The organism is Streptomyces lincolnensis, from assembly GCF_001685355.1.
GTDB classification, from domain to species: domain Bacteria; phylum Actinomycetota; class Actinomycetes; order Streptomycetales; family Streptomycetaceae; genus Streptomyces; species Streptomyces lincolnensis.
Genome location: NZ_CP016438.1, coordinates 7,668,365 through 7,687,196 on the forward strand (window position 1 = coordinate 7,668,365; position 18,832 = coordinate 7,687,196).

Annotated in this window: 14 protein-coding genes; 12 read left to right on the forward strand and 2 right to left on the reverse strand. The window is 69.1% G+C overall.

What is annotated here, in order from left to right:
* Nucleotides 1-151: 151 nt before the first annotated feature.
* The 9 genes from ngcE to SLINC_RS34000 all read left to right on the forward strand — a co-directional run bounded on the left by ngcE (nt 152) and on the right by SLINC_RS34000 (nt 12,392).
* Nucleotides 152-1,606 (forward strand): N-acetylglucosamine/diacetylchitobiose ABC transporter substrate-binding protein, encoded by a 1,455-nt coding sequence (gene ngcE / locus SLINC_RS33960; RefSeq protein WP_067441396.1) that lies wholly within the window; start codon nt 152-154, stop codon nt 1,604-1,606.
* Nucleotides 1,607-1,621: 15 nt separating this feature from the next.
* Nucleotides 1,622-2,548 (forward strand): carbohydrate ABC transporter permease, encoded by a 927-nt coding sequence (locus tag SLINC_RS33965; protein ID WP_067441398.1) that lies wholly within the window; start codon nt 1,622-1,624, stop codon nt 2,546-2,548.
* 4 nt (nt 2,549-2,552) lie between these two features.
* Nucleotides 2,553-3,476 (forward strand): carbohydrate ABC transporter permease, encoded by a 924-nt coding sequence (locus SLINC_RS33970; protein WP_067441400.1) that lies wholly within the window; start codon nt 2,553-2,555, stop codon nt 3,474-3,476.
* Between the two features lie 183 nt (nt 3,477-3,659).
* Nucleotides 3,660-4,859 (forward strand): ROK family transcriptional regulator, encoded by a 1,200-nt coding sequence (locus SLINC_RS33975; protein ID WP_067441408.1) that lies wholly within the window; start codon nt 3,660-3,662, stop codon nt 4,857-4,859.
* A gap of 133 nt (nt 4,860-4,992) precedes the next feature.
* Nucleotides 4,993-6,075, forward strand: coding sequence for a sugar ABC transporter substrate-binding protein (locus tag SLINC_RS33980; protein WP_067445990.1), 1,083 nt, complete (start codon nt 4,993-4,995; stop codon nt 6,073-6,075).
* Nucleotides 6,076-6,318: 243 nt separating this feature from the next.
* A complete protein-coding gene (locus SLINC_RS33985) occupies nt 6,319-7,110 on the forward strand; it encodes an ATP-binding cassette domain-containing protein (RefSeq protein WP_079164871.1) in 792 nt (263 codons plus the stop codon).
* Nucleotides 7,107-8,426, forward strand: coding sequence for a sugar ABC transporter permease (locus SLINC_RS33990; RefSeq protein WP_067441414.1), 1,320 nt, complete (start codon nt 7,107-7,109; stop codon nt 8,424-8,426). Before SLINC_RS33985 ends, SLINC_RS33990 begins: the two co-directional genes overlap by 4 nt.
* Before the next feature lie 375 nt (nt 8,427-8,801).
* A complete protein-coding gene (gene dxs, locus SLINC_RS33995) occupies nt 8,802-10,730 on the forward strand; it encodes a 1-deoxy-D-xylulose-5-phosphate synthase (protein WP_067441416.1) in 1,929 nt (642 codons plus the stop codon).
* 135 nt (nt 10,731-10,865) lie between these two features.
* A complete protein-coding gene (locus tag SLINC_RS34000) occupies nt 10,866-12,392 on the forward strand; it encodes an amino acid permease (protein WP_067441424.1) in 1,527 nt (508 codons plus the stop codon).
* A gap of 725 nt (nt 12,393-13,117) precedes the next feature.
* On the opposite strand, the gene SLINC_RS34005 is transcribed toward SLINC_RS34000, so the two are convergent.
* Nucleotides 13,118-13,492 carry a PIN domain-containing protein gene (locus tag SLINC_RS34005; protein WP_067441427.1) on the reverse strand — a complete coding sequence of 125 codons (375 nt, stop codon included), beginning with the start codon at nt 13,490-13,492 and terminating at the stop codon, nt 13,118-13,120.
* Nucleotides 13,493-13,526: 34 nt separating this feature from the next.
* Nucleotides 13,527-14,426, reverse strand: a complete 900-nt coding sequence (locus SLINC_RS34010; RefSeq protein ID WP_067441430.1) for an NAD(P)-dependent oxidoreductase — start codon at nt 14,424-14,426, stop codon at nt 13,527-13,529.
* Between the two features lie 153 nt (nt 14,427-14,579).
* Between SLINC_RS34010 and SLINC_RS34015 the strand changes: the two genes are divergently transcribed.
* The 3 genes from SLINC_RS34015 (at nt 14,580) to SLINC_RS34025 (ending at nt 18,822) form a co-directional block, all read left to right on the forward strand.
* Entirely contained in the window at nt 14,580-15,596 is a 1,017-nt protein-coding gene (locus tag SLINC_RS34015) for a DUF8189 domain-containing protein (RefSeq protein ID WP_067441432.1), read from the forward strand.
* Between the two features lie 236 nt (nt 15,597-15,832).
* Entirely contained in the window at nt 15,833-17,104 is a 1,272-nt protein-coding gene (locus SLINC_RS34020; RefSeq protein WP_067441435.1) for a nucleotide sugar dehydrogenase, read from the forward strand.
* Nucleotides 17,101-18,822: a glycosyltransferase gene (locus tag SLINC_RS34025; protein ID WP_067441438.1), complete on the forward strand. Its 1,722-nt coding sequence runs from the start codon at nt 17,101-17,103 to the stop codon at nt 18,820-18,822. Before SLINC_RS34020 ends, SLINC_RS34025 begins: the two co-directional genes overlap by 4 nt.
* Nucleotides 18,823-18,832 lie beyond the last annotated feature (10 nt).

The following is an 18,832-nucleotide window of genomic DNA, read 5'->3' on the forward strand; positions in this document are numbered from 1 at the left end:
ATCTTGCTCCATTGACGTGAAGTGGACTATACCTGTCGGCGATTCACCCGATCCGTACGTCATGATCCGCACGAACCTGCTTGACCTGACCGCGGTGCCGGCAAAGGATCCGGTTCACCGCCTGAGTCCTGGAGAAGGCGAGGACTTGAGCATGGGATCCACTTCGGCCGAGTACAACGGCACGGGCGGTGTAGGCCGCCGCGATCTGATCAAGCGGTCCGCCGCGCTGGGCCTGATCTCCGTCCCCACGATGAGCTTCCTGTCCGCGTGCGCCAGCAGTGGCGGCGACGGCGGCGGGGAGAAGGCCAAGGCCGGCAAGAAGACGGCCAAGAACCCGCTCGGTGTGAACGAGACCGCGGGCATGGAATTCGTCCTGTTCGACGGCGGCTTCGGCAAGGAGTACGCCGAGGACGCCGTGAAGATCTACGAGAAGAACTTCCCCGAGGCCAAGGTGAAGTTCTCCGCCACCCAGAAGATCCAGTCCACCCTCCAGCCCCGCTTCAACCAGGGCACCCCGCCGGACCTCATCGACAACTCCGGCGCCGAGCAGATGGACATGGGCGTCCTGGTCGGCAAGAACCAGCTCGCCGACCTCACCCCGCTCCTGGACGCGCCGTCCTACGACGACCCGGCCAAGAAGGTCCGCGACACCCTGCGCCCGGGCATCGTCGAGATGGGCCAGTTCGACGGCGACCCGTTCTGGATCATGTACTACGCCTACACGGTGTACGGCGTCTGGTACTCGCAGAAGGCCCTGGACTCGCTCGACGAGCAGTACCCCGAGACCTGGGACCAGATGCTCGCCGTGTGCGAGAAGGCCAAGAAGAAGGGCATGGCGGGCTGGACGTACGCGGGCAAGTACCCGTACTACCTGCCCTTCTCGCTGTACCCGATGATCGCCAAGGTGGGCGGCCGCGAGGTCCTCGACTCCATCGACAACCTGGAGCCGAACGCCTGGAAACACCCGGCGGTCAAGACCTGCTTCGAGGCCTACTACGAGCTCCAGCAGAAGGGCTACGTCCTCAAGGGCACCCCGGGCCTGGACCACATCCAGTCCCAGACCGCCTGGGCCCAGGGCAAGGCGCTGTTCATCCCGAACGGCTCCTGGGTGGAGAACGAGTCGGCGAACGTCATCCCCAAGGACTTCGGCCTCGCGGTCTCCGCGCCCACCGGCATCGACTCCTCCGACAAGATGCCCTTCGGCACCATCTGGGCCTCCGGCGGTGAGCCCTTCGTCGTCCCGGCCAAGGCGAAGAACGGCACGGGCGGCATGGAGCAGCTGCGCATCATGCTCAGCGAGGCGTCCTCGAAGAACTTCACCAGCAAGGTGAAGTCGCTGACCGCCTACAACGGCGGAACGGACGGCATCACCCTCACCCCGGGCCTCAAGTCCGGTGTCGCCGCGCTGGACAAGGCCGGCGAGAACGTGGTGAACCCGCGGATCCAGGACTGGTACGTCCAGCTTCAGAAGGAGCAGATCGGTGTGTCCGGCCTGGGCGAGATGATGGCCGGACGCCTCACCCCGGCCGAGGCGATCAAGAAGATCCAGGGCTTCGCCGACGCGGCCGCCAAGGACACCTCGATCAAGCACTACAAGCACCAGTAGCGGACCGGAGAAGCGATGCAGCACGGCAAGTACCGGTTCATCGTGGGGTTTCTGGCGCTGCCCCTCGGACTGTACGCGCTCTTCGTGGTGTGGCCGTTCATCCAGTCCATCTACTACTCGTTCACGGACTGGACCGGTCTGAGCCCCGAATTCAAGATGGTCGGCCTGGACAATTACCGGAGGATGCTGGACGACGAGATCTTCTGGAAGTCCTTGCAGCACAGCTTGATCTTCGCGGTCGTGCTGCCGCTGGTGACGATCAGTCTGGCACTGTTCTTCGCCTTCATGATCAATGTGGGGGGACGCCGAAGGAGGGGCGGCCCGGTGATTTCCGGAGTCCGGGGCTCCTCCTTCTACAAGATCGTCTATTTCTTCCCGCAGGTCCTCTCGATCGCGATCGTCGCCCTGTTGTTCGCCTTCGCGTACAACCCGGACAGCGGCGCGATCAATTCGATCCTGCGCGGGGTCGGTCTCGACAGCGTCCAGCCGCTGTGGCTGGGCGACCCCGATCTCGCCCTGTGGGCCGTGATGGCCGTCCTGGTCTGGTCCACGGTCGGCTTCTTCGTGGTCCTCTTCTCCGCCGGTATGGCCTCGATCCCGGCGGACCTGTACGAGGCGGCGCTGCTGGACGGGGCGAACCGCTCCACCACGTTCTTCCGGATCACCCTGCCGCTGCTGTGGGACACCGTGCAGTCCGGCTGGGTCTACATGGGCATCCTCGCCCTGGGCGCCGAGTCGTTCGCGGTCGTACAGATCATGACGACCGGTCCGGGCGGTCCCGACTACTCGACCACCGTCATGGTCCTGTACGTGTACCAGAAGGCGTTCCGTGACGGACAGGCCGCCTACGCCACCACCATCGGCGTCGCCCTGCTCGTCGTCACCCTGGCCTTCGCCGCCCTCGTGATGCGGCTGGGCCGGCGCGAGCGGCTGGAGTTCTGATCACATGAAGACGACCGAGACCCCCGCCCCGGTACCGGCCCAGCCCGGTCCCCCCGTCGCCAAGACCGACGCCCCGCACGGCCCGTCCCGGAAGGAGAAGCAGGAGGGCGCCGTCCTCAACGTCTTCTCGCACGGCATCCTGGTCGTCTGGGCGATCCTGGTGGTGCTGCCGCTGCTGTGGGCGGTGATGACGTCCTTCAAGGACGACAGCTCCATCTTCAGCTCGCCCTGGTCGCTGCCGGACAAGCTCCACTTCGACAACTGGTCGCGGGCCTGGACCCAGGCCAACATGAGCGACTACTTCCTCAACACCATTCTGGTGGTGGGCGGTTCACTCATCGGCACCCTGGTGCTCGGCTCGATGGCGGCCTACGTCCTGGCCCGCTTCGACTTCCCCGGCAACCGGTTCATCTACTACCTGTTCATCGGCGGCATGAGCTTCCCGATCATGCTGGCGCTGGTCCCGCTGTTCTACGTGGTGAACAACATGGGCCTGCTGAACACCATCCACGGGCTGATCCTGGTCTACATCGCCTACTCGCTGCCGTTCACGGTGTTCTTCCTGACCGCGTTCTTCCGCACCCTGCCGAGCTCGGTGGCGGAGGCGGCCTTCGTGGACGGGGCCTCGCACTCCCGGACGTTCTTCCAGATCATGCTGCCGATGGCCAAGCCCGGTCTGATCAGCGTGGGGATCTTCAACTTCCTCGGGCAGTGGAACCAGTACATGCTGCCGACGGTGCTCAACACCGACCCGGACAAGCGCGTGCTCACCCAGGGGCTGGTCCAGCTGGCGGTCAGCCAGGGGTACAAGGGCGACTGGTCGGGCCTGTTCGCGGGCCTGGTGATGGCGATGCTGCCGGTGCTCGCGGCGTACATCGTCTTCCAGCGACAGGTGGTGCAGGGACTGACCGCGGGGGCGCTCAAGTAACCTCCCGGCAACACTTCGCGTACACCGCCTCCAGGGGTCTCCGGGGGCGGTGTCCGTGGTGTCCATGGACCCGGATGCGGTTCAACCTCTTGACGGGAGGCAACCCGAACGGCTCAGCTTAGAGTTCACTAGTTGGACATAGACGGGGCCTCATCGATGCGGTCCCGCGCGCAGGAGGTCGTCGTGGAGACTCCGGGGTCGCAGTCGTCGCTGCACCGAGCCAACCTGGAACGGGTCGTGCGTGCCGTGCGGCTGGCCGGGTCGCTCACGCAGGCCGAGATCGCACGGACGACGGGCCTGTCCGCGGCCACCGTCTCCAACATCGTCCGCGAGCTCAAGGACGGCGGAACCGTCGAGGTCACGCCCACCTCCTCGGGCGGCCGAAGGGCCCGCGCGGTGTCGCTGAGCGGGGACGCCGGCATCGTCATAGGGGTGGACTTCGGGCACACCCATTTGCGCGTCGCGGTCGGGAATCTCGCCCACCAGGTGCTGGCCGAGGAATCCGAGCCGGTGGACGTGGACGCCTCCTCGACGCAGGGCTTCGACCGGGCGGAACAGCTGGTCACCCGGCTGATCGAGGCCACCGGCGTGGACCGCTCCAAGATCGCGGGCGTGGGCCTCGGCGTGCCCGGCCCGATCGACGTGGAGTCCGGCACGCTGGGCTCGACGGCCATCCTGCCGGGCTGGACCGGCACCAAGCCCGCCGAGGAGCTGGGCGGGCGGCTCGGCGTCCCCGTGCACGTCGACAACGACGCCAACCTCGGCGCCCTCGGTGAGCTGGTGTGGGGCAGCGGCAGGGGAGTGCGGGACCTGGCGTACATCAAGGTCGCCAGCGGTGTCGGGGCCGGCCTGGTCATCAACGGCAGGATCTACCGCGGCCCGGGTGGCACAGCGGGAGAAATCGGGCATATTACTCTTGATGAATCCGGTCCCGTCTGCCGCTGTGGCAACCGGGGCTGCCTGGAGACCTTCGCGGCCGCGCGCTATGTGCTTCCGCTCCTCCAGTCCAGCCACGGCACCGACCTGACGATGGAGGGCGTCGTACGCCTGGCGCGGGACGGAGACCCTGGCTGCCGTCGGGTGATCGCCGACGTCGGCCGCCACATCGGCAGTGGAGTCGCCAATCTCTGCAACCTGCTGAACCCGAGCCGAGTGGTCCTGGGCGGTGATCTCGCCGAGGCCGGTGAGCTGGTGCTCGGGCCGATCAGGGAGTCCGTCGGTCGCTACGCGATCCCCAGTGCGGCACGTCAACTGTCCGTGCTTCCCGGGGCACTTGGAGGTCGCGCGGAGGTGCTCGGAGCACTCGCCCTCGCCCTCAGCGAGATGGGTGATTCGACCCTTTTGGACAGCACGCTGCATGCAGCGACACCTGCCTTCACTTAGAGAACGCAGGACGCCGTTGCCATCTCGTTAAGTATTTACTTCTTGACGTCGCACGTGTGGCCGAGTTGACTTCCAGCCACCTCGGCCGCAACGACGCGGCCTCGTCAGGGAGGTTTCTCAAGTGAACACGCTCATGCGTCGTGCCGCCGTTGCCGTTGCCATCTCGGCACTCGCCGTCTCGGCCACCGCCTGTGGCAAGGCCGGGGACGACAAGGACAGCGGCAGCTCGGACTCGGGCAGCAAGTCGATCGGCCTGCTCCTGCCCGACAGTGTCACCACCCGGTACGCCAAGTTCGACAAGCCGTACTTCGACGCGAAGGTCAAGGAGCTCTGCTCCGAGTGCAAGCTGGAGTACGCGAACGCCGCCGGTAACGCCTCGACCCAGGCCCAGCAGGTCAGCAGCATGATCACCAAGGGCGTCAAGGTCATCGCGATCAGCGCCGTGGACTCCGCCGCGATCAAGTCCTCCATCCAGGCCGCCGTCGACAAGGGCATCAAGGTCATCGCCTACGACCGTCTGGCCCAGGGCCCGGTCTCCGCGTACGTGTCCTTCGACAACGAGAAGGTCGGCGAGCTCCAGGGCCAGTCCCTGCTCGACGCCATGGGCGACAAGGCCACCCCGAAGTCCAAGGTCGTCATGATCAACGGCCTGGCCTCCGACCCGAACGCCGGCCTGTTCAAGAAGGGCGCCCACAAGGTCCTCGACGGCAAGGTCGACATCGCCTACGAGCAGGCCGGTGACTGGGACGACAAGGTCGCCGCCCAGAAGATGTCCGCCGCCATCACCCAGCTGGGTGCCAAGAACATCGCGGGCGTCTACTCCGCCAACGACGGCATGGCCGGCGGTATCGCCACCGTCCTCAAGGGCGCGGGCATCAGCACCGTCCCGCTGACCGGCCAGGACGCGGAGCTCTCCAGCATCCAGCGGATCCTCGCCGGGACCCAGGCCAGCACCATCTACAAGGCGTACAAGCCGGAGGCCGACGCGGCCGCCCAGCTGGCCGTCAACCTGCTGGAGAACAAGAGCATCGACTCCCTGGCCACCACGACCCAGACCAGCGGCTCCGGCGACAAGGTGCCCTCGCAGCTGCTGACCCCGGTCGCGCTCACCAAGGCCAACATCAAGGACACGGTGATCAAGGACAAGCTCTACACCGTCGCCGAGATCTGCACCGCGCCCTACGCCGCCGCGTGCAAGGCCGCCGGTCTTCAGTAGTCGCCGCGCCCCCGGGACGCTCCTGGTCCAGGAGCGTCCCGGGGGCACGCAAGAGCACGTCCGGCGCTCGTCCCGCCTTCATACCCCGCTGCGGGGCGGGCGCCGGACGGAAACATGACGAGCGCAGCCGTTGCCAACGGGCATCGGCCGCGCGCATGTTCATCCTGTAAATCGGTGCTTCGAGCACAACTCTCCGCGCATTACCCCAAGCGCGGCATCCCCGCCGGTCAGGCGGCGAAGGAGATGGTTCACGTGTCCGCTACGCCCGTGCTGGCGTTGCGCGGAGTCTCCAAGCGATTCGGTGCGGTCCAGGCCCTCACCGACGTCGAGCTGGAGGTCCACGCCGGAGAAGTGGTCGCCCTGGTCGGCGACAACGGCGCAGGAAAGTCGACTCTGGTCAAGACGATCGCCGGTGTACACCCCATCGACGAGGGCGTCATCGAGTGGGAGGGCGACCCGGTCAGCATCAACAAGCCGCACGACGCCCAGGGACTCGGCGTCGCGACGGTCTACCAGGACCTCGCGCTGTGCGACAACCTCGACGTGGTCGCCAACCTGTACCTCGGTCGCGAGCTGCTGCACCGCGGCGTGATCGACGAGGTCACGATGGAGCAGAAGGCCCGCGAGCTGCTGTCCACGCTCTCCATCCGCATCCCGAGCGTGCGCATCCCGATCGCCAGCCTCTCCGGTGGCCAGCGCCAGGTCGTCGCCATCGCGCGCGCCCTCATCGGTGACCCCAAGGTCGTCATCCTCGACGAGCCCACCGCCGCCCTCGGTGTCGAGCAGACCGCGCAGGTCCTCGACCTGGTCGAGCGGCTGCGCGAGCGCAACCTCGGCGTCATCCTCATCAGCCACAACATGGCCGACGTCAAGGCGGTGGCGGACACCGTCGCCGTGCTGCGCCTGGGCAAGAACAACGGATCCTTCCCGGTGAAGGACACCACCCACGAAGAGATCATCGCCGCGATCACGGGTGCCACGGACAACGCCGTGACCCGTCGTGCGGGGCGTCGCACCACGGAGGCGGCAAAGTGAGCGACACGTCCAAGACCGTGAAGCAGGATCCGGAGCCGGCCTCCCAGGCGACCGTCGCCCCGGCGGACGACCCGACCGCCGCGCCCGTCGCCGTCGTCGACCCGCGGCTGCTGATCCGCGAAGAGGGCCTCAAGGGCTACTGGACCGAGTTCAAGCGCAAGGTGAAGGGCGGTGAGATCGGCTCCCTGCCGGTCGTCCTCGGCCTGATCGTCATCTGGACCGTCTTCCAGCTCCAGAACGACCGGTTCCTCAGCGCCGAGAACCTGTCCAACATCAGCTTCTACCTGTCGGCCACCGGCATGCTCGCCATCGGCCTGGTGTTCGTGCTGCTGCTCGGCGAGATCGACCTCTCCGTCGCCTCCGTCAGCGGCCTCGCGTCCACCCTGTTCGCCGTGTTCGTGGTCAACCACGACATGAACGCCTGGCTCAGCCTGCTGCTGACCATCCTGATCGGTGTCGGTGTCGGCACCCTGCACGGCTGGTTCTTCGCCAAGCTCGGGGTCCCCGCCTTCGTGGTGACCCTGGCCGGCTTCCTCGGCTGGAACGGCCTGATGCTGTGGCTGCTGGGCTCGACCGGCACCATCAACATCCCGGACACCGGCCCGGTGCACCTGCTCGGCCAGCGGTCCTTCTTCATGGACCAGGCCATCATCGGCGCCTACCTGCTGGCCGGCCTCGGTGTCGTCTCCCTGCTCGTCGGCTCGCTGATCGAGCAGCGCCGGCGCAAGGCCGCGGGGGTGCCGCACCGGACCAACGCCGAGATCGCGCTGCGCGTCGGCGCGCTGGCGGTGGCCGCGTTCATCGCGGCGTACGTGCTGAACTCGTCCGCCGGTGTCTCCAACGCGCTGGTGATCTTCCTGGCCTGCCTGGTGATCGTGGACTTCGTCCTGCGCCGTACGACGTTCGGGCGCAAGGTGTTCGCGGTCGGCGGCGGGATCGAGGCGGCGCGGCGTGCCGGTATCAACGTGCCGCTGGTGCGGATCACCGTGTTCGCCATCGCCGGCGGGTTCGCCGCGGTCGGCGGCATGTTCTTCGCCGGTCAGACGCAGAGCGCCTCGCTGACGTCCGGTGGCGGCAACACGCTGATGCTCGCCATCGCCGCGGCCGTCATCGGTGGTACGTCGCTGTTCGGCGGCCGGGGCACGGTGTGGTCCGCGCTGCTGGGCATGCTGGTGATCCAGTCGATCCAGACGGGCCTGGACCTGCTGAACATGAACACCTCGATCCAGTACATGATCACCGGTGCGGTGCTGCTGGGCGCCGTGGTCATCGACTCGGTCTCCCGCAAGAGCCAGAAGGCGGCGGGGCGCGCGTAGCGCGGTCCCGCCGTAGGGGTGCGGTTCGGATTGCGGGTGCCGGTCCGTCGTGGCTGGTCGCGCAGTTCCCCGCGCCCCTGGGGTCTGCCCGGCGGATCAGGTCGCAGGCGAGCAGCGTCGCCTGACTCAACGCCGCAGATCGGCGTGGCAGGCCCTCGCGACCGCGGCATGATCCGCTGGACAGACCCCAGGTGTCATCCTGTTGCCCGGTGCTTCTCAGCGCCGGGCAACAGTCTTGTCGTAGGAGCGGCACATCCTGGGTACAGCCGATCGCGTGACGTATGACGCACCGCCCGGGCGCGGTCCCCACAGGCGGAACATTAGACTCGACAAGCCCGGCAACAGCTCGATCAGCTCTACTGCAAGGAGGCACGGGTGCCGCTGCTGACCCGCATCAGGGGACCGCGTGATCTGGACCGGCTCAGCCTGGAGCAGCTGGACCAGCTGGCGGAGGAGATCCGGACCTTCCTCGTCGACGCCGTCTCCAAGACCGGCGGCCACCTGGGCCCGAACCTCGGTGTGGTCGAGCTGACCATCGCGCTGCACCGGGTGTTCGAGTCGCCCAGGGACAAGGTGCTGTGGGACACCGGCCACCAGTCCTACGTCCACAAGCTGCTCACCGGCCGCCAGGACTTCTCCAGGCTGAAGATGAAGGGCGGCCTGTCCGGCTACCCCTCGCAGGCGGAGTCCGAGCACGACGTCATCGAGAACAGCCACGCCTCCACGGTCCTCGGCTGGGCCGACGGCCTCGCCAAGGCCAACCAGGTGCTCGAACGCGACGACCACGTGGTCGCCGTGATCGGCGACGGCGCCCTGACCGGCGGTATGGCCTGGGAGGCCCTCAACAACATCGCCGACGCCAAGGACCGGCCGCTGGTCATCGTCGTCAACGACAACGAGCGGTCCTACGCGCCGACCATCGGCGGCCTCGCCAACCACCTCGCGACCCTGCGCACCACCGACGGCTACGAGCGCTTCCTGGCCCGCGGCAAGGACCTCCTGGAGCGCACTCCGGTCGTCGGCCGGCCCCTCTACGAGACGCTGCACGGCGCCAAGAAGGGCCTGAAGGACTTCATCGCCCCGCAGGGCATGTTCGAGGACCTCGGCCTGAAGTACGTCGGTCCCATCGACGGCCACGACATCGAGGCCCTGGAGTCGGCGCTCGCGCGCGCCAAGCGCTTCGGCGGACCCGTCATCGTGCACTGCCTCACCGAGAAGGGCCGCGGCTACCAGCCCGCCCTCCAGGACGAGGCCGACCGCTTCCACGGCATCGGCCCCATCCACCCCGACACCGGCCTGCCGATCAAGGCCTCCGGCGCCGACTGGACGTCCGTCTTCGGCGAGGAGATGGTCAAGCTCGGCAAGGAGCGCGAGGACATCGTGGCGATCACCGCGGCGATGCTCCAGCCCGTCGGCCTGAAGAAGTTCGCCGACGCCTTCCCGGAGCGGATCTACGACGTCGGCATCGCCGAGCAGCACGGCGCCGTGTCGGCCGCGGGCCTCGCGCACGGTGGACTCCATCCCGTCTTCGCGGTGTACGCCACGTTCCTGAATCGTGCCTTCGACCAGGTGCTCATGGATGTCGCCCTCCACAAGTGCGGTGTGACCTTCGTACTGGACCGGGCCGGAATCACCGGCACCGACGGCGCCTCCCACAACGGCATGTGGGACATGTCGATCCTCCAGGTCGTCCCCGGGCTCCGGCTGGCCGCGCCGCGCGACGCCGACCAGGTGCGGGCGCAGCTGCGGGAGGCCGTCGAGGTCAAGGACGCGCCGACCGTGGTCCGCTTCTCCAAGGGCGCCGTCGGTCCCGCCGTGGCCGCCGTGGGGCGCGTCGGCGGCATGGACGTGCTGCGCGAACCGGGGACGGACACGCCAGACGTGCTCCTCGTCTCAGTGGGCGCCCTGGCTCCGATGTGCCTGGAGATCGCCTCCCTGCTCGACAAGCAGGGCATCTCCACCACCGTCGTCGACCCGCGCTGGGTCAAACCCGTCGACGAGGCCATGGCCCCCCTCGCGGAGCGGCACCGCGTGGTCGTCACCGTCGAGGACAACTCCCGTGTCGGCGGCGTCGGTTCGGCCGTCGCGCAGGCCCTGCGGGACGCCGGGGTCGACGTCCCGCTGCGGGACTTCGGCATCCCGCCGCGCTTCCTCGACCACGCCTCCCGCGCCGAGGTCATGGCGGAGATCGGGCTCACCGCGCCCGACATCGCCCGCCAGGTCACCGGCCTCGTCTCCAAGCTGGACGGCAAGTACGGCAGCGCGGCGGCCGAGGTGGACTCGGTGGAACCCGCGCGCGACTGACACACCCGAGTGGGCCGCTCATACCACCCTTGGCGGTGGTACGAGCGGCCCATTTGCGTGAATACGGCCGCGCCGGGGCATACGACCTACGCCCCCTCTCGATCATGTCGAGGACGACAAGCGTGGGAGGTACCCGTGAGCAGCACCCTCTTCCGGACGAAGAAGGTCGAGCAGTCCATCCTCGATACCGAGGAGCCCGAGCACGCGCTCAAGAAATCCTTGTCCGCGCTGGATCTGACCGTCTTCGGCGTCGGTGTCATCATCGGCACCGGCATCTTCGTCCTGACCGGCACGGTGGCCAAGAACAACGCCGGTCCCGCCGTGGCCCTGGCCTTCGTCGTGGCCGGAGTCGTCTGCGCGCTCGCCGCGCTCTGCTACGCCGAGTTCGCCTCCACCGTCCCGGTGGCGGGCTCCGCGTACACCTTCTCGTACGCCTCGCTCGGTGAACTGCCCGCCTGGATCATCGGCTGGGACCTGGTCCTGGAGTTCGCGCTCGGCACCGCGGTGGTCGCCGTGGGCTGGTCCGGCTACATCGCCTCGCTGCTGGACAACGCCGGCTGGCATCTGCCCGCGGCGCTCGGCGTCAGGGACGGGGCCGACGGCTTCGGCTTCGACATCCTCGCCGCCGCGCTGGTCCTGGTGCTCACCGGCATCCTGGTGCTCGGCACCAAGCTCTCGGCTCGGGTCACCTCGATCGTCGTCGCCATCAAGGTGACGGTCGTGCTGACCGTGATCGTCGCCGGTGCGTTCTTCATCAAGGGCGACAACTACGACCCGTTCATCCCGAAGGCGCAGGACGTGCCGGCGGGCGACAGTCTGCAGTCGCCGCTCATCCAGCTGATGTTCGGCTGGGCACCCTCCAACTTCGGTGTGATGGGCGTCTTCACCGCCGCCTCCGTCGTGTTCTTCGCCTTCATCGGCTTCGACGTCGTCGCCACGGCCGCCGAGGAGACCCGGAACCCGCAGCGGGACATGCCCCGCGGCATCCTCGGCTCGCTGCTCATCTGCACCACCCTGTACGTGGCCGTGTCGATCGTGGTGACCGGCATGCAGCACTACACCGACCTGTCGATCACGGCCCCGCTCGCCGACGCGTTCAAGGCCACCGGGCATCCCTGGTTCGCGGGCTTCATCAGCTTCGGCGCCGCGGTCGGCCTCACCACGGTCTGCATGATCCTGCTCCTCGGCCAGACCCGCGTGTTCTTCGCCATGAGCCGCGACGGACTGATGCCGCGCTTCTTCTCCCACGTCCACCCGAAGTTCAAGACCCCGCACCGGCCGACCATCCTGCTCGGCGTGCTCATCGCGATCGTCGCCGGCTTCACCCCGCTGAGCGAGCTGGCCGAACTGGTCAACATCGGCACGCTGTTCGCCTTCGTGGTCGTCGCGATCGGCGTGATCATCCTCCGCAAGTCCCGCCCCGACCTGCACCGCGCCTTCCGCACCCCGTGGGTCCCCTTCATCCCCATCCTCTCGGTGGCCGCCTCCCTGTGGCTGATGCTCAACCTCCCCGCAGAAACCTGGCTCCGCTTCGCCCTCTGGATGGTCCTCGGCTTCATCGTGTACTTCGCCTACGGCCGCTCCCACAGCCGCCTCGGCCGCCAGCAGGAAACCACGGTCGGCGAGGTGGTGAAGCCCCCGAACGGCGGCCCCACCCAGTAACCACCACCCACATCGCCCTTCCGGCCCCGCGGCCCCGCTTTGGCGGAGACGCGGGGCCGATCCCTGGGCGGGGTGGCCGAGTTGCCGCATCGGCGCGGCGGGCCGTGCCGACACATCGCGTCGCCGCACCACGCGAGCCGCCCGGTCCGGTTCGGTGACGCAGTCCCCAGGACGGTCCCGCCATCTACGCCCCTCCGGCTGCCCTGGTACGGCGGTGCCGTGGGGAGGACTTCATCGTCCGTGCCTCCGGTGCCGGTTGGCGCACACGCGGGGCCCGTCGGAAGGGTCTGGCTGTTGGCGCCCCGTCCCGGCCGCCCCTGTACGGCGGTGCCGTCCGGAGGGCTCAACCCTCCGGGTCGGCTCCGCTGCCCCCACGGGGCGGGAGCCCGCCAGGAGTGCCCACCGCCCACGCCCCGGGCCCGGTCGCCCCCATTCGGCGGAGCCTGCCAGGACGGCCTCGCCGTTGGCATCTCGCTCCGGCTGCCCTCATGCCGAGGAGGTCCCCGGGCGGTCCCGACTTCAGCGCCCCGCTCCGGTTGCCCTCATGCGCCGGAGGCCGTCGGGACGGTCTGATAGCCGGCGCCCCGCTCCGCTCGCTCCCCATGCGCCGGAGGCCATCAGGACTGTCTGACCGTTGGCACCGCGCACCGGTCGCCCTCGTGCGTCGGTGCCCGCCAGGAGCGTCTCACCGCCCCGTCCACGCCGCCCCCACGCCGTACAGCCCCTCAGGTCGGTCTCACCGTCCGAGGCCCCGCCACCGCCGCTCCCAACTCGCCGACGCGGTGGCGGAGTTCGCGGTCGGCTGTGATGACCAGTACGGGGCGGTCGCCCGCGCGGGCGACCAGGGTGACCATGTGGTCGTCTCCGCTGCCGGGTGCGGACTCCACGCGGACGCCCGGGACCGACTCGACGCCCCGGGCCGCGCCCTCGACCACGAGGACGATGTCCGTGGGGCCGGAGTGCCCGGGTACGCCGTCGGCCGCGAGCCGGTCACGCAGGCGTTCCGCGGCTCCCCGGCGGTCGCGCCACCAGCCGTCGGGCACGGACCCGACGACGTTGGCGGCGTCCACGATCACCAGCAGTGGCGCGTTCTCGTCCATGCGGCCAGGGTCCCACGCCCGGCGTCCGCCGAGCTCAGGTCTGGTGCGGCTCACCCTTCTCGTCGAAGCTCGCGAAGTACGCCGCGACCATGTCCTCGTCGCCGTGCCCCTGTGCCGCGGCCCGTTCCAGGCGTTCCGCGCTCGCGGCGGCGACGTCGAGCCGGACGCCGTACCGCTCGCCCGCCCGGACGATGAGCCGGGCGTCCTTGGCGGCGGTGGAGACCGCGAACTGGGCGGGGGAGAGCCGGTCGTCGAGGACGAGCGCGGACTTGGCACGCAGGTACCCCATGTCGAGCGGGCCGCCCTCGATGAGGTCGAAGAAGCCGTTCGGGTCGACGTCGAGCGCCTTGGACAGCGCCAGGACCTCACCGGCCGCCGCCGTCGCCGCCAGCACCCAGCTGTTGGCCACCAGTTTCAGCCGGGTCGCGCTGCCCGCCGCGCCGTCCTCACCCGTCCAGACCGTGCGCGCGCCGACCGCCTCGAAGACCGGCGTCACCGCGGCCCGCTCCCCGAGAGGCCCGGCGGCCAGCACCGTCAGCTGCCCGGCCTCGGCGGGCTGACGGGTGCCCAGCACCGGTGCGTCGAAGAAGACCAGGCCGTGCTCGCGGGCGAAGTCGGCGAGCTCGCCCACCGCTTCGACACCCGCGGTCGTCGACTGCACCCAGGCGGCTCCCCGGCGCAGCGCGGGCGCGGCCTGCCGCATCACGTCCAGGGCGGCGGGACCGTCGTAGAGCATCGTCAGGACGGCGTCGGCGCCGCGGACGGCCTCGGCGGGGGAGTCGGTGACGGTGATGCCGTCGGCGGTGAGGGGCTCGGCCTTGTCGCGGGTGCGGTTCCAGGCGCGGACGGTGTGTCCGTGGCGGGCGAGGTTGCGGGCCATCGCGGCCCCCATGATCCCGGTCCCGAGGACACTGACGGTGAGCTGGTCGGTCATGATCGTCGACTTCCTGTTCTCGTACGGTGCCTGCGGCCATGGACCAGCCTGCCCGATCGGCGCCCGGGACGAGGACAGCGCCCCGGCACCCACGAGAGTCCCCCGACAGGGGCCGACACGCGACGAGTCACCCCCTCCGCTTAGAGTGAACCGGTGAACGGCGACTGGCTCATACGCGGCCGAGACGGCCGGCTCAGTGTGTATCTGTCCACGGACGACGCCGTCCTGTGCCGGGCCGAGCACGGCCCCGGCGGTCCCTGGGACGCACCCCGGCGCGTCGGCGGCACCCAGAAACTGCATCCCGTGCTCGCGGTCGGCCAGGGCGCCGACGGCTACGCCCATCTGGTCTCCTGGCGGCCCACCACCGGCGGTGAGTCCGGCCTCGTGCACTCCACGCACTTCCGGCCCCGCCTCGCGGCCCTCGACTGGATGCCCGTCGGGCACCCGGACAAGCGGGGCAAGCGCACCGGCACCCCCGCCGTCGCCGTGGACGCCCAGGGCCGCGCCCATGTCTTCGTCCGCAACACGGCCGGCGGGGTGAGCATGGTCGCCCAGAAGGAGAAGGGCGGCTGGGACCCCTGGCGCGACCTCAAGGGCGGTGACGTACAGGAGGAGTTGGCGGCCGTGACGGGGGAGTCCGGGCGCGTGGAGCTGTACGCGGCCGCGCCGGGCGCCATCCTGCACTGGCGGCAGGAGGAACCGGGCGCGCAGCCGGTCCTTCGGGAGACCATCGAGGCCGACGTCCGTCCCGGCACCCTGAGCGCGCTCGCGACCTCCCCCGACAGCACGACCCTGTTCTACGCCGACGTCTCCGGCGACCTGTGCGCCTGGCGTCCCGGCGGCAAGCCGGCCGTCCTGCTCGCCTCCGCCGGACCGGGCCCGGTCCGCGCCGTCCGCTGCGAACTCGACGGCTACGACTGCACGTTGATCGCCCAGCGCTCCGCGAGCGGCCGGGTGGCCTTCGCCGCCTACCCGACCGAGCAGGAGTCGGCGGGCGCCTGGTGGACCGAGTCGGGGCCGCAACTCCCCATGGACGCCGAGGTGTCGCTCACTGTCGACGAGGACGACCGGGTCGTCGCGGCGACCCTCTCGGCGTCGGGCGGACAGCTGTTCCTGACCCGCCGCAAGGACGAGCCGGTGCTCGCCCTGGAGGCATGGCGCCAGGTCTGAGGCCTGTGGAGGGCGCCCGGGCCCGGTGATACGTGGCGTATCAGGGACCTGAGACACATGAGGTGCACGGAGGGTTGTATGGGCCTTCGCGTGACAAGTGGCACTCGGGAAACTTTAAGAAGCTGTGGTTAAAACGTGAAAATGCTTGCTAGCCTCCCTGCGTTTGTTCGAATTATCGGGAGACCGATGTAGCACCGGCACCCGGCGGACGCCGGAACGGGGTTGGGAATGTTGTCGTGAGCAGATCCTCCACGGCGGATCTAGTCGTTGTCGGGCTCGGCTACGTGGGCCTTCCGTTGGCCCGCTCCGCCGCCGCCGCGGGCCTGAAGGTGGTGGGTCTCGACCGCAGCCGACGCGTGGTCGACGGACTGAACGCCGGCCGTTCGCACGTGGACGACATCACCGACGCCGAAGTCGCCGCCATGCTGGAGCAGGGCTTCGAGGCCGTCGACCGGGCCGAGGTCATCGCGGACGCCGCCGCGGTCGTCGTCTGCGTCCCGACCCCGCTCACCGACCACGGCGCCCCCGACCTCGGCGCGGTGCACGCGGCCGTCGACGACATCGCCGCCCACCTGCGCGCCGGCACGCTCGTCGTGCTGGAGTCGACGACCTACCCGGGCACCACCGACGAGGTCGTCCGCCCGCGCCTGGAGGCCGGCGGACTGCGCGTCGGCACCGACTTCCACCTCGCCTTCTCCCCGGAGCGCATCGACCCGGGCAACCCCTCCTACGGCCTGGAGAACACCCCCAAGGTCGTCGGCGGCATCACCGCGGACTGCACCAAGGCCGCCCGCGCCCTCTACGAGCGCTTCGTGAACAAGGTCGTCGAGGCCAAGGGCACCCGCGAGGCCGAGATGGCCAAGCTCCTGGAGAACACCTACCGGCACGTCAACATCGCCCTCGTCAACGAGATGTCGATGTTCTGCCGCGAGATCGGCGTCGACCTCTGGGACGCGATCCGCTGCGCCTCCACCAAGCCGTTCGGCTTCGCGCCCTTCTACCCGGGCCCGGGCGTCGGCGGTCACTGCATCCCGATCGACCCCAACTACCTGTCGTACAAGGTGCGTTCGCTGGGCATCCCGTTCCGGTTCGTGGAACTCGCGCAGGAGATCAACCAGCGCATGCCCGTGCATGTCGTCAACCGCGCGGCCGACCTCCTCAACGACCAGGGCAAGGCCGTCCGCGGCTCCCGGGTCCTGCTCCTCGGCGTGACCTACAAGCCGGACATCTCCGACCAGCGCGAGAGCCCGGCCCTGGCCGTCGCGGAGGCGCTCCTGGCGCGCGGCGCCGAACTCGTCTACTTCGACCCGCGTGTCGAGGACTGGCGGGTCGGCGGCGCGAGCGTGGAGCGGGTGGAGGACTACCTGGCCGCGGCCGGGGAGGCCGACCTCACGATCCTGCTCCAGCCCCACCGCGAGATCGAACTGGACGTGCTCGCCGACCGGGCCCGCGCCCTCTTCGACACCCGCGGCAAGTCCGCCGACCACCCCCGGGTGGTCAAGCTGTGACTTCCGAAGATGCGTACGTTCCCGGAGCCGTCGACTCCGGCGGCCGCCGCGCGCACCGCAAACGCCGGCACCTGAAGGTCTCGTACTTCGTCTTCCTCGGCCTCGCCGCACTCATCGCCACACGGCTCGACGCCGGCTCCCTGCACCTGTACTCGATGGGTGCGATGGGCCTGCTGGCCCTGAAGATGTTCGGTGCCCTCTTCTACCGTCCGGCCAAGGCCGGGCGGGAGGAGCTGGAGTACCTGGAGAACGCCTGGGTCACCGCGGTCATCCCGATCTACAACGAGGACCCGGTGATGTTCGAGCAGGGCATGCGCAGCCTCCTCGCGCAGAGCCGCCTGCCCAACGAGATCCACATCATCGACGACGCCAGCGCCAACGACTCCGGCATCCGGGCCGCGAAGAAGATGCGCCGCGAGTTCGAGGCCAAGGGCGTCAAGTACACGGTCAGCGTGCAGCCCGAGAACAAGGGCAAGCGCGAGGCGCTCGCCCTGGGCTTCCAGGCAGCGCCGTACACGGACATCTTCCTGTGCGTGGACTCGGACACGGTGCTCTCCCGGGACACGGTCCGTGAGCTGCTGCTGCCGATGGCCGACGAGAAGATCATGGCCTCCACCGGCATGGTCCTCGCGCTCAACCACGACAGCAACATCTTCACCCGCCTCCAGGACCTGCGCTACGGCAACTCCTTCCTCTTCGAGCGGGCCGCCTACTCCCGCCTGAAGTCGGTCCTGTGCTGCTGCGGCGCGCTGTCCGCCTACCGCGGCACGCTGGTGCGCAAGTACCTCGACGACTTCCTCAACCAGCAGTTCCTGGGCAAGCCGGCCGTCTTCGGCGACGACCGCCGCATGACCAACTACTGCCTGATGGAGGGCCAGGTCGTCTTCCAGGAGACCGCCGTGGGCTACACGGCCGTCCCCGAGAAGCTGCCGCACTTCCTGCGCCAGCAGGTCCGCTGGAACAAGTCCTTCTTCCGCGAGTCCCTGTGGGCCTTCCGCCACCAGAAGAAGTACCGCCCGGCGTTCTGGCTGACCTGCATGGAACTGGCGCTGTGGCTGGTCTTCGGCTCGGCGATGTTCTACTCGATGGTGATCCTGCCCATCATCAAGCCCGAGCAGTTCGTCAACCACATCGGCGACTACCTGGTCTTCATGGTCCTGATGGGCTACCTGCGCAACGTCCGCTACCTGGACTTCCCGCGCCGCGGCATGGGCTTCGTCAAGCGGTTCGGCATGTTCCTCCTCGCGCCCATCTACGGCGTGATCCAGCTGACCCTGCTCACCCCGCTGCGCTTCTACGCCCTCTTCACCCTGCACAAGGGCAGTTGGGGCACCCGCCAGGGCGGCGTCGAGGTGTCCGTGGCCGGCGACCACGAGGCCGACGTGACGGAGATCTTCGAGGAAGAGGACCCGTACTCGGACAAGAAGGTCACCGAGACCCTCCAGTTGATGCGCCTCCAGGGCGTGGCCCTGCGCACCCGGCCCCGCCCCTCCGGCGGCATCCCCTCCCAGCCGCAGCCGATCCCCGGCTACGACGAGCAGCAGCACGCGGGCGTCCCGCAGCAGCCCGTCTCCTGGGGGACACCGGCCCCGGCAGGGCAGCAGCAGTGGCAGGGCGGCGGCCACCACGATCCGTACCGGCAGCAGGGCTACGACCCGCAGCATCAGGGCGGTCACGTCGACCCCTCCTGGCAGCAGGGCAACGGCCAGGGCTGGTGACCACATGAGG

What these genes read in the sequence shown, in the direction of transcription:
- ngcE (WP_067441396.1), top strand. Translation starts at nt 152, where the DNA reads ATGGGATCCACTTCGGCCGAGTACAACGGCACGGGCGGTGTAGGCCGC.
- SLINC_RS33965 (WP_067441398.1), top strand. Translation starts at nt 1,622, where the DNA reads ATGCAGCACGGCAAGTACCGGTTCATCGTGGGGTTTCTGGCGCTGCCC.
- SLINC_RS33970 (WP_067441400.1), top strand. Translation starts at nt 2,553, where the DNA reads ATGAAGACGACCGAGACCCCCGCCCCGGTACCGGCCCAGCCCGGTCCC.
- SLINC_RS33980 (WP_067445990.1), top strand. Translation starts at nt 4,993, where the DNA reads ATGCGTCGTGCCGCCGTTGCCGTTGCCATCTCGGCACTCGCCGTCTCG.
- SLINC_RS33985 (WP_079164871.1), top strand. Translation starts at nt 6,319, where the DNA reads ATGGTTCACGTGTCCGCTACGCCCGTGCTGGCGTTGCGCGGAGTCTCC.
- SLINC_RS34005 (WP_067441427.1), bottom strand. Translation starts at nt 13,492, where the DNA reads ATGGACGAGAACGCGCCACTGCTGGTGATCGTGGACGCCGCCAACGTC.
- SLINC_RS34010 (WP_067441430.1), bottom strand. Translation starts at nt 14,426, where the DNA reads ATGACCGACCAGCTCACCGTCAGTGTCCTCGGGACCGGGATCATGGGG.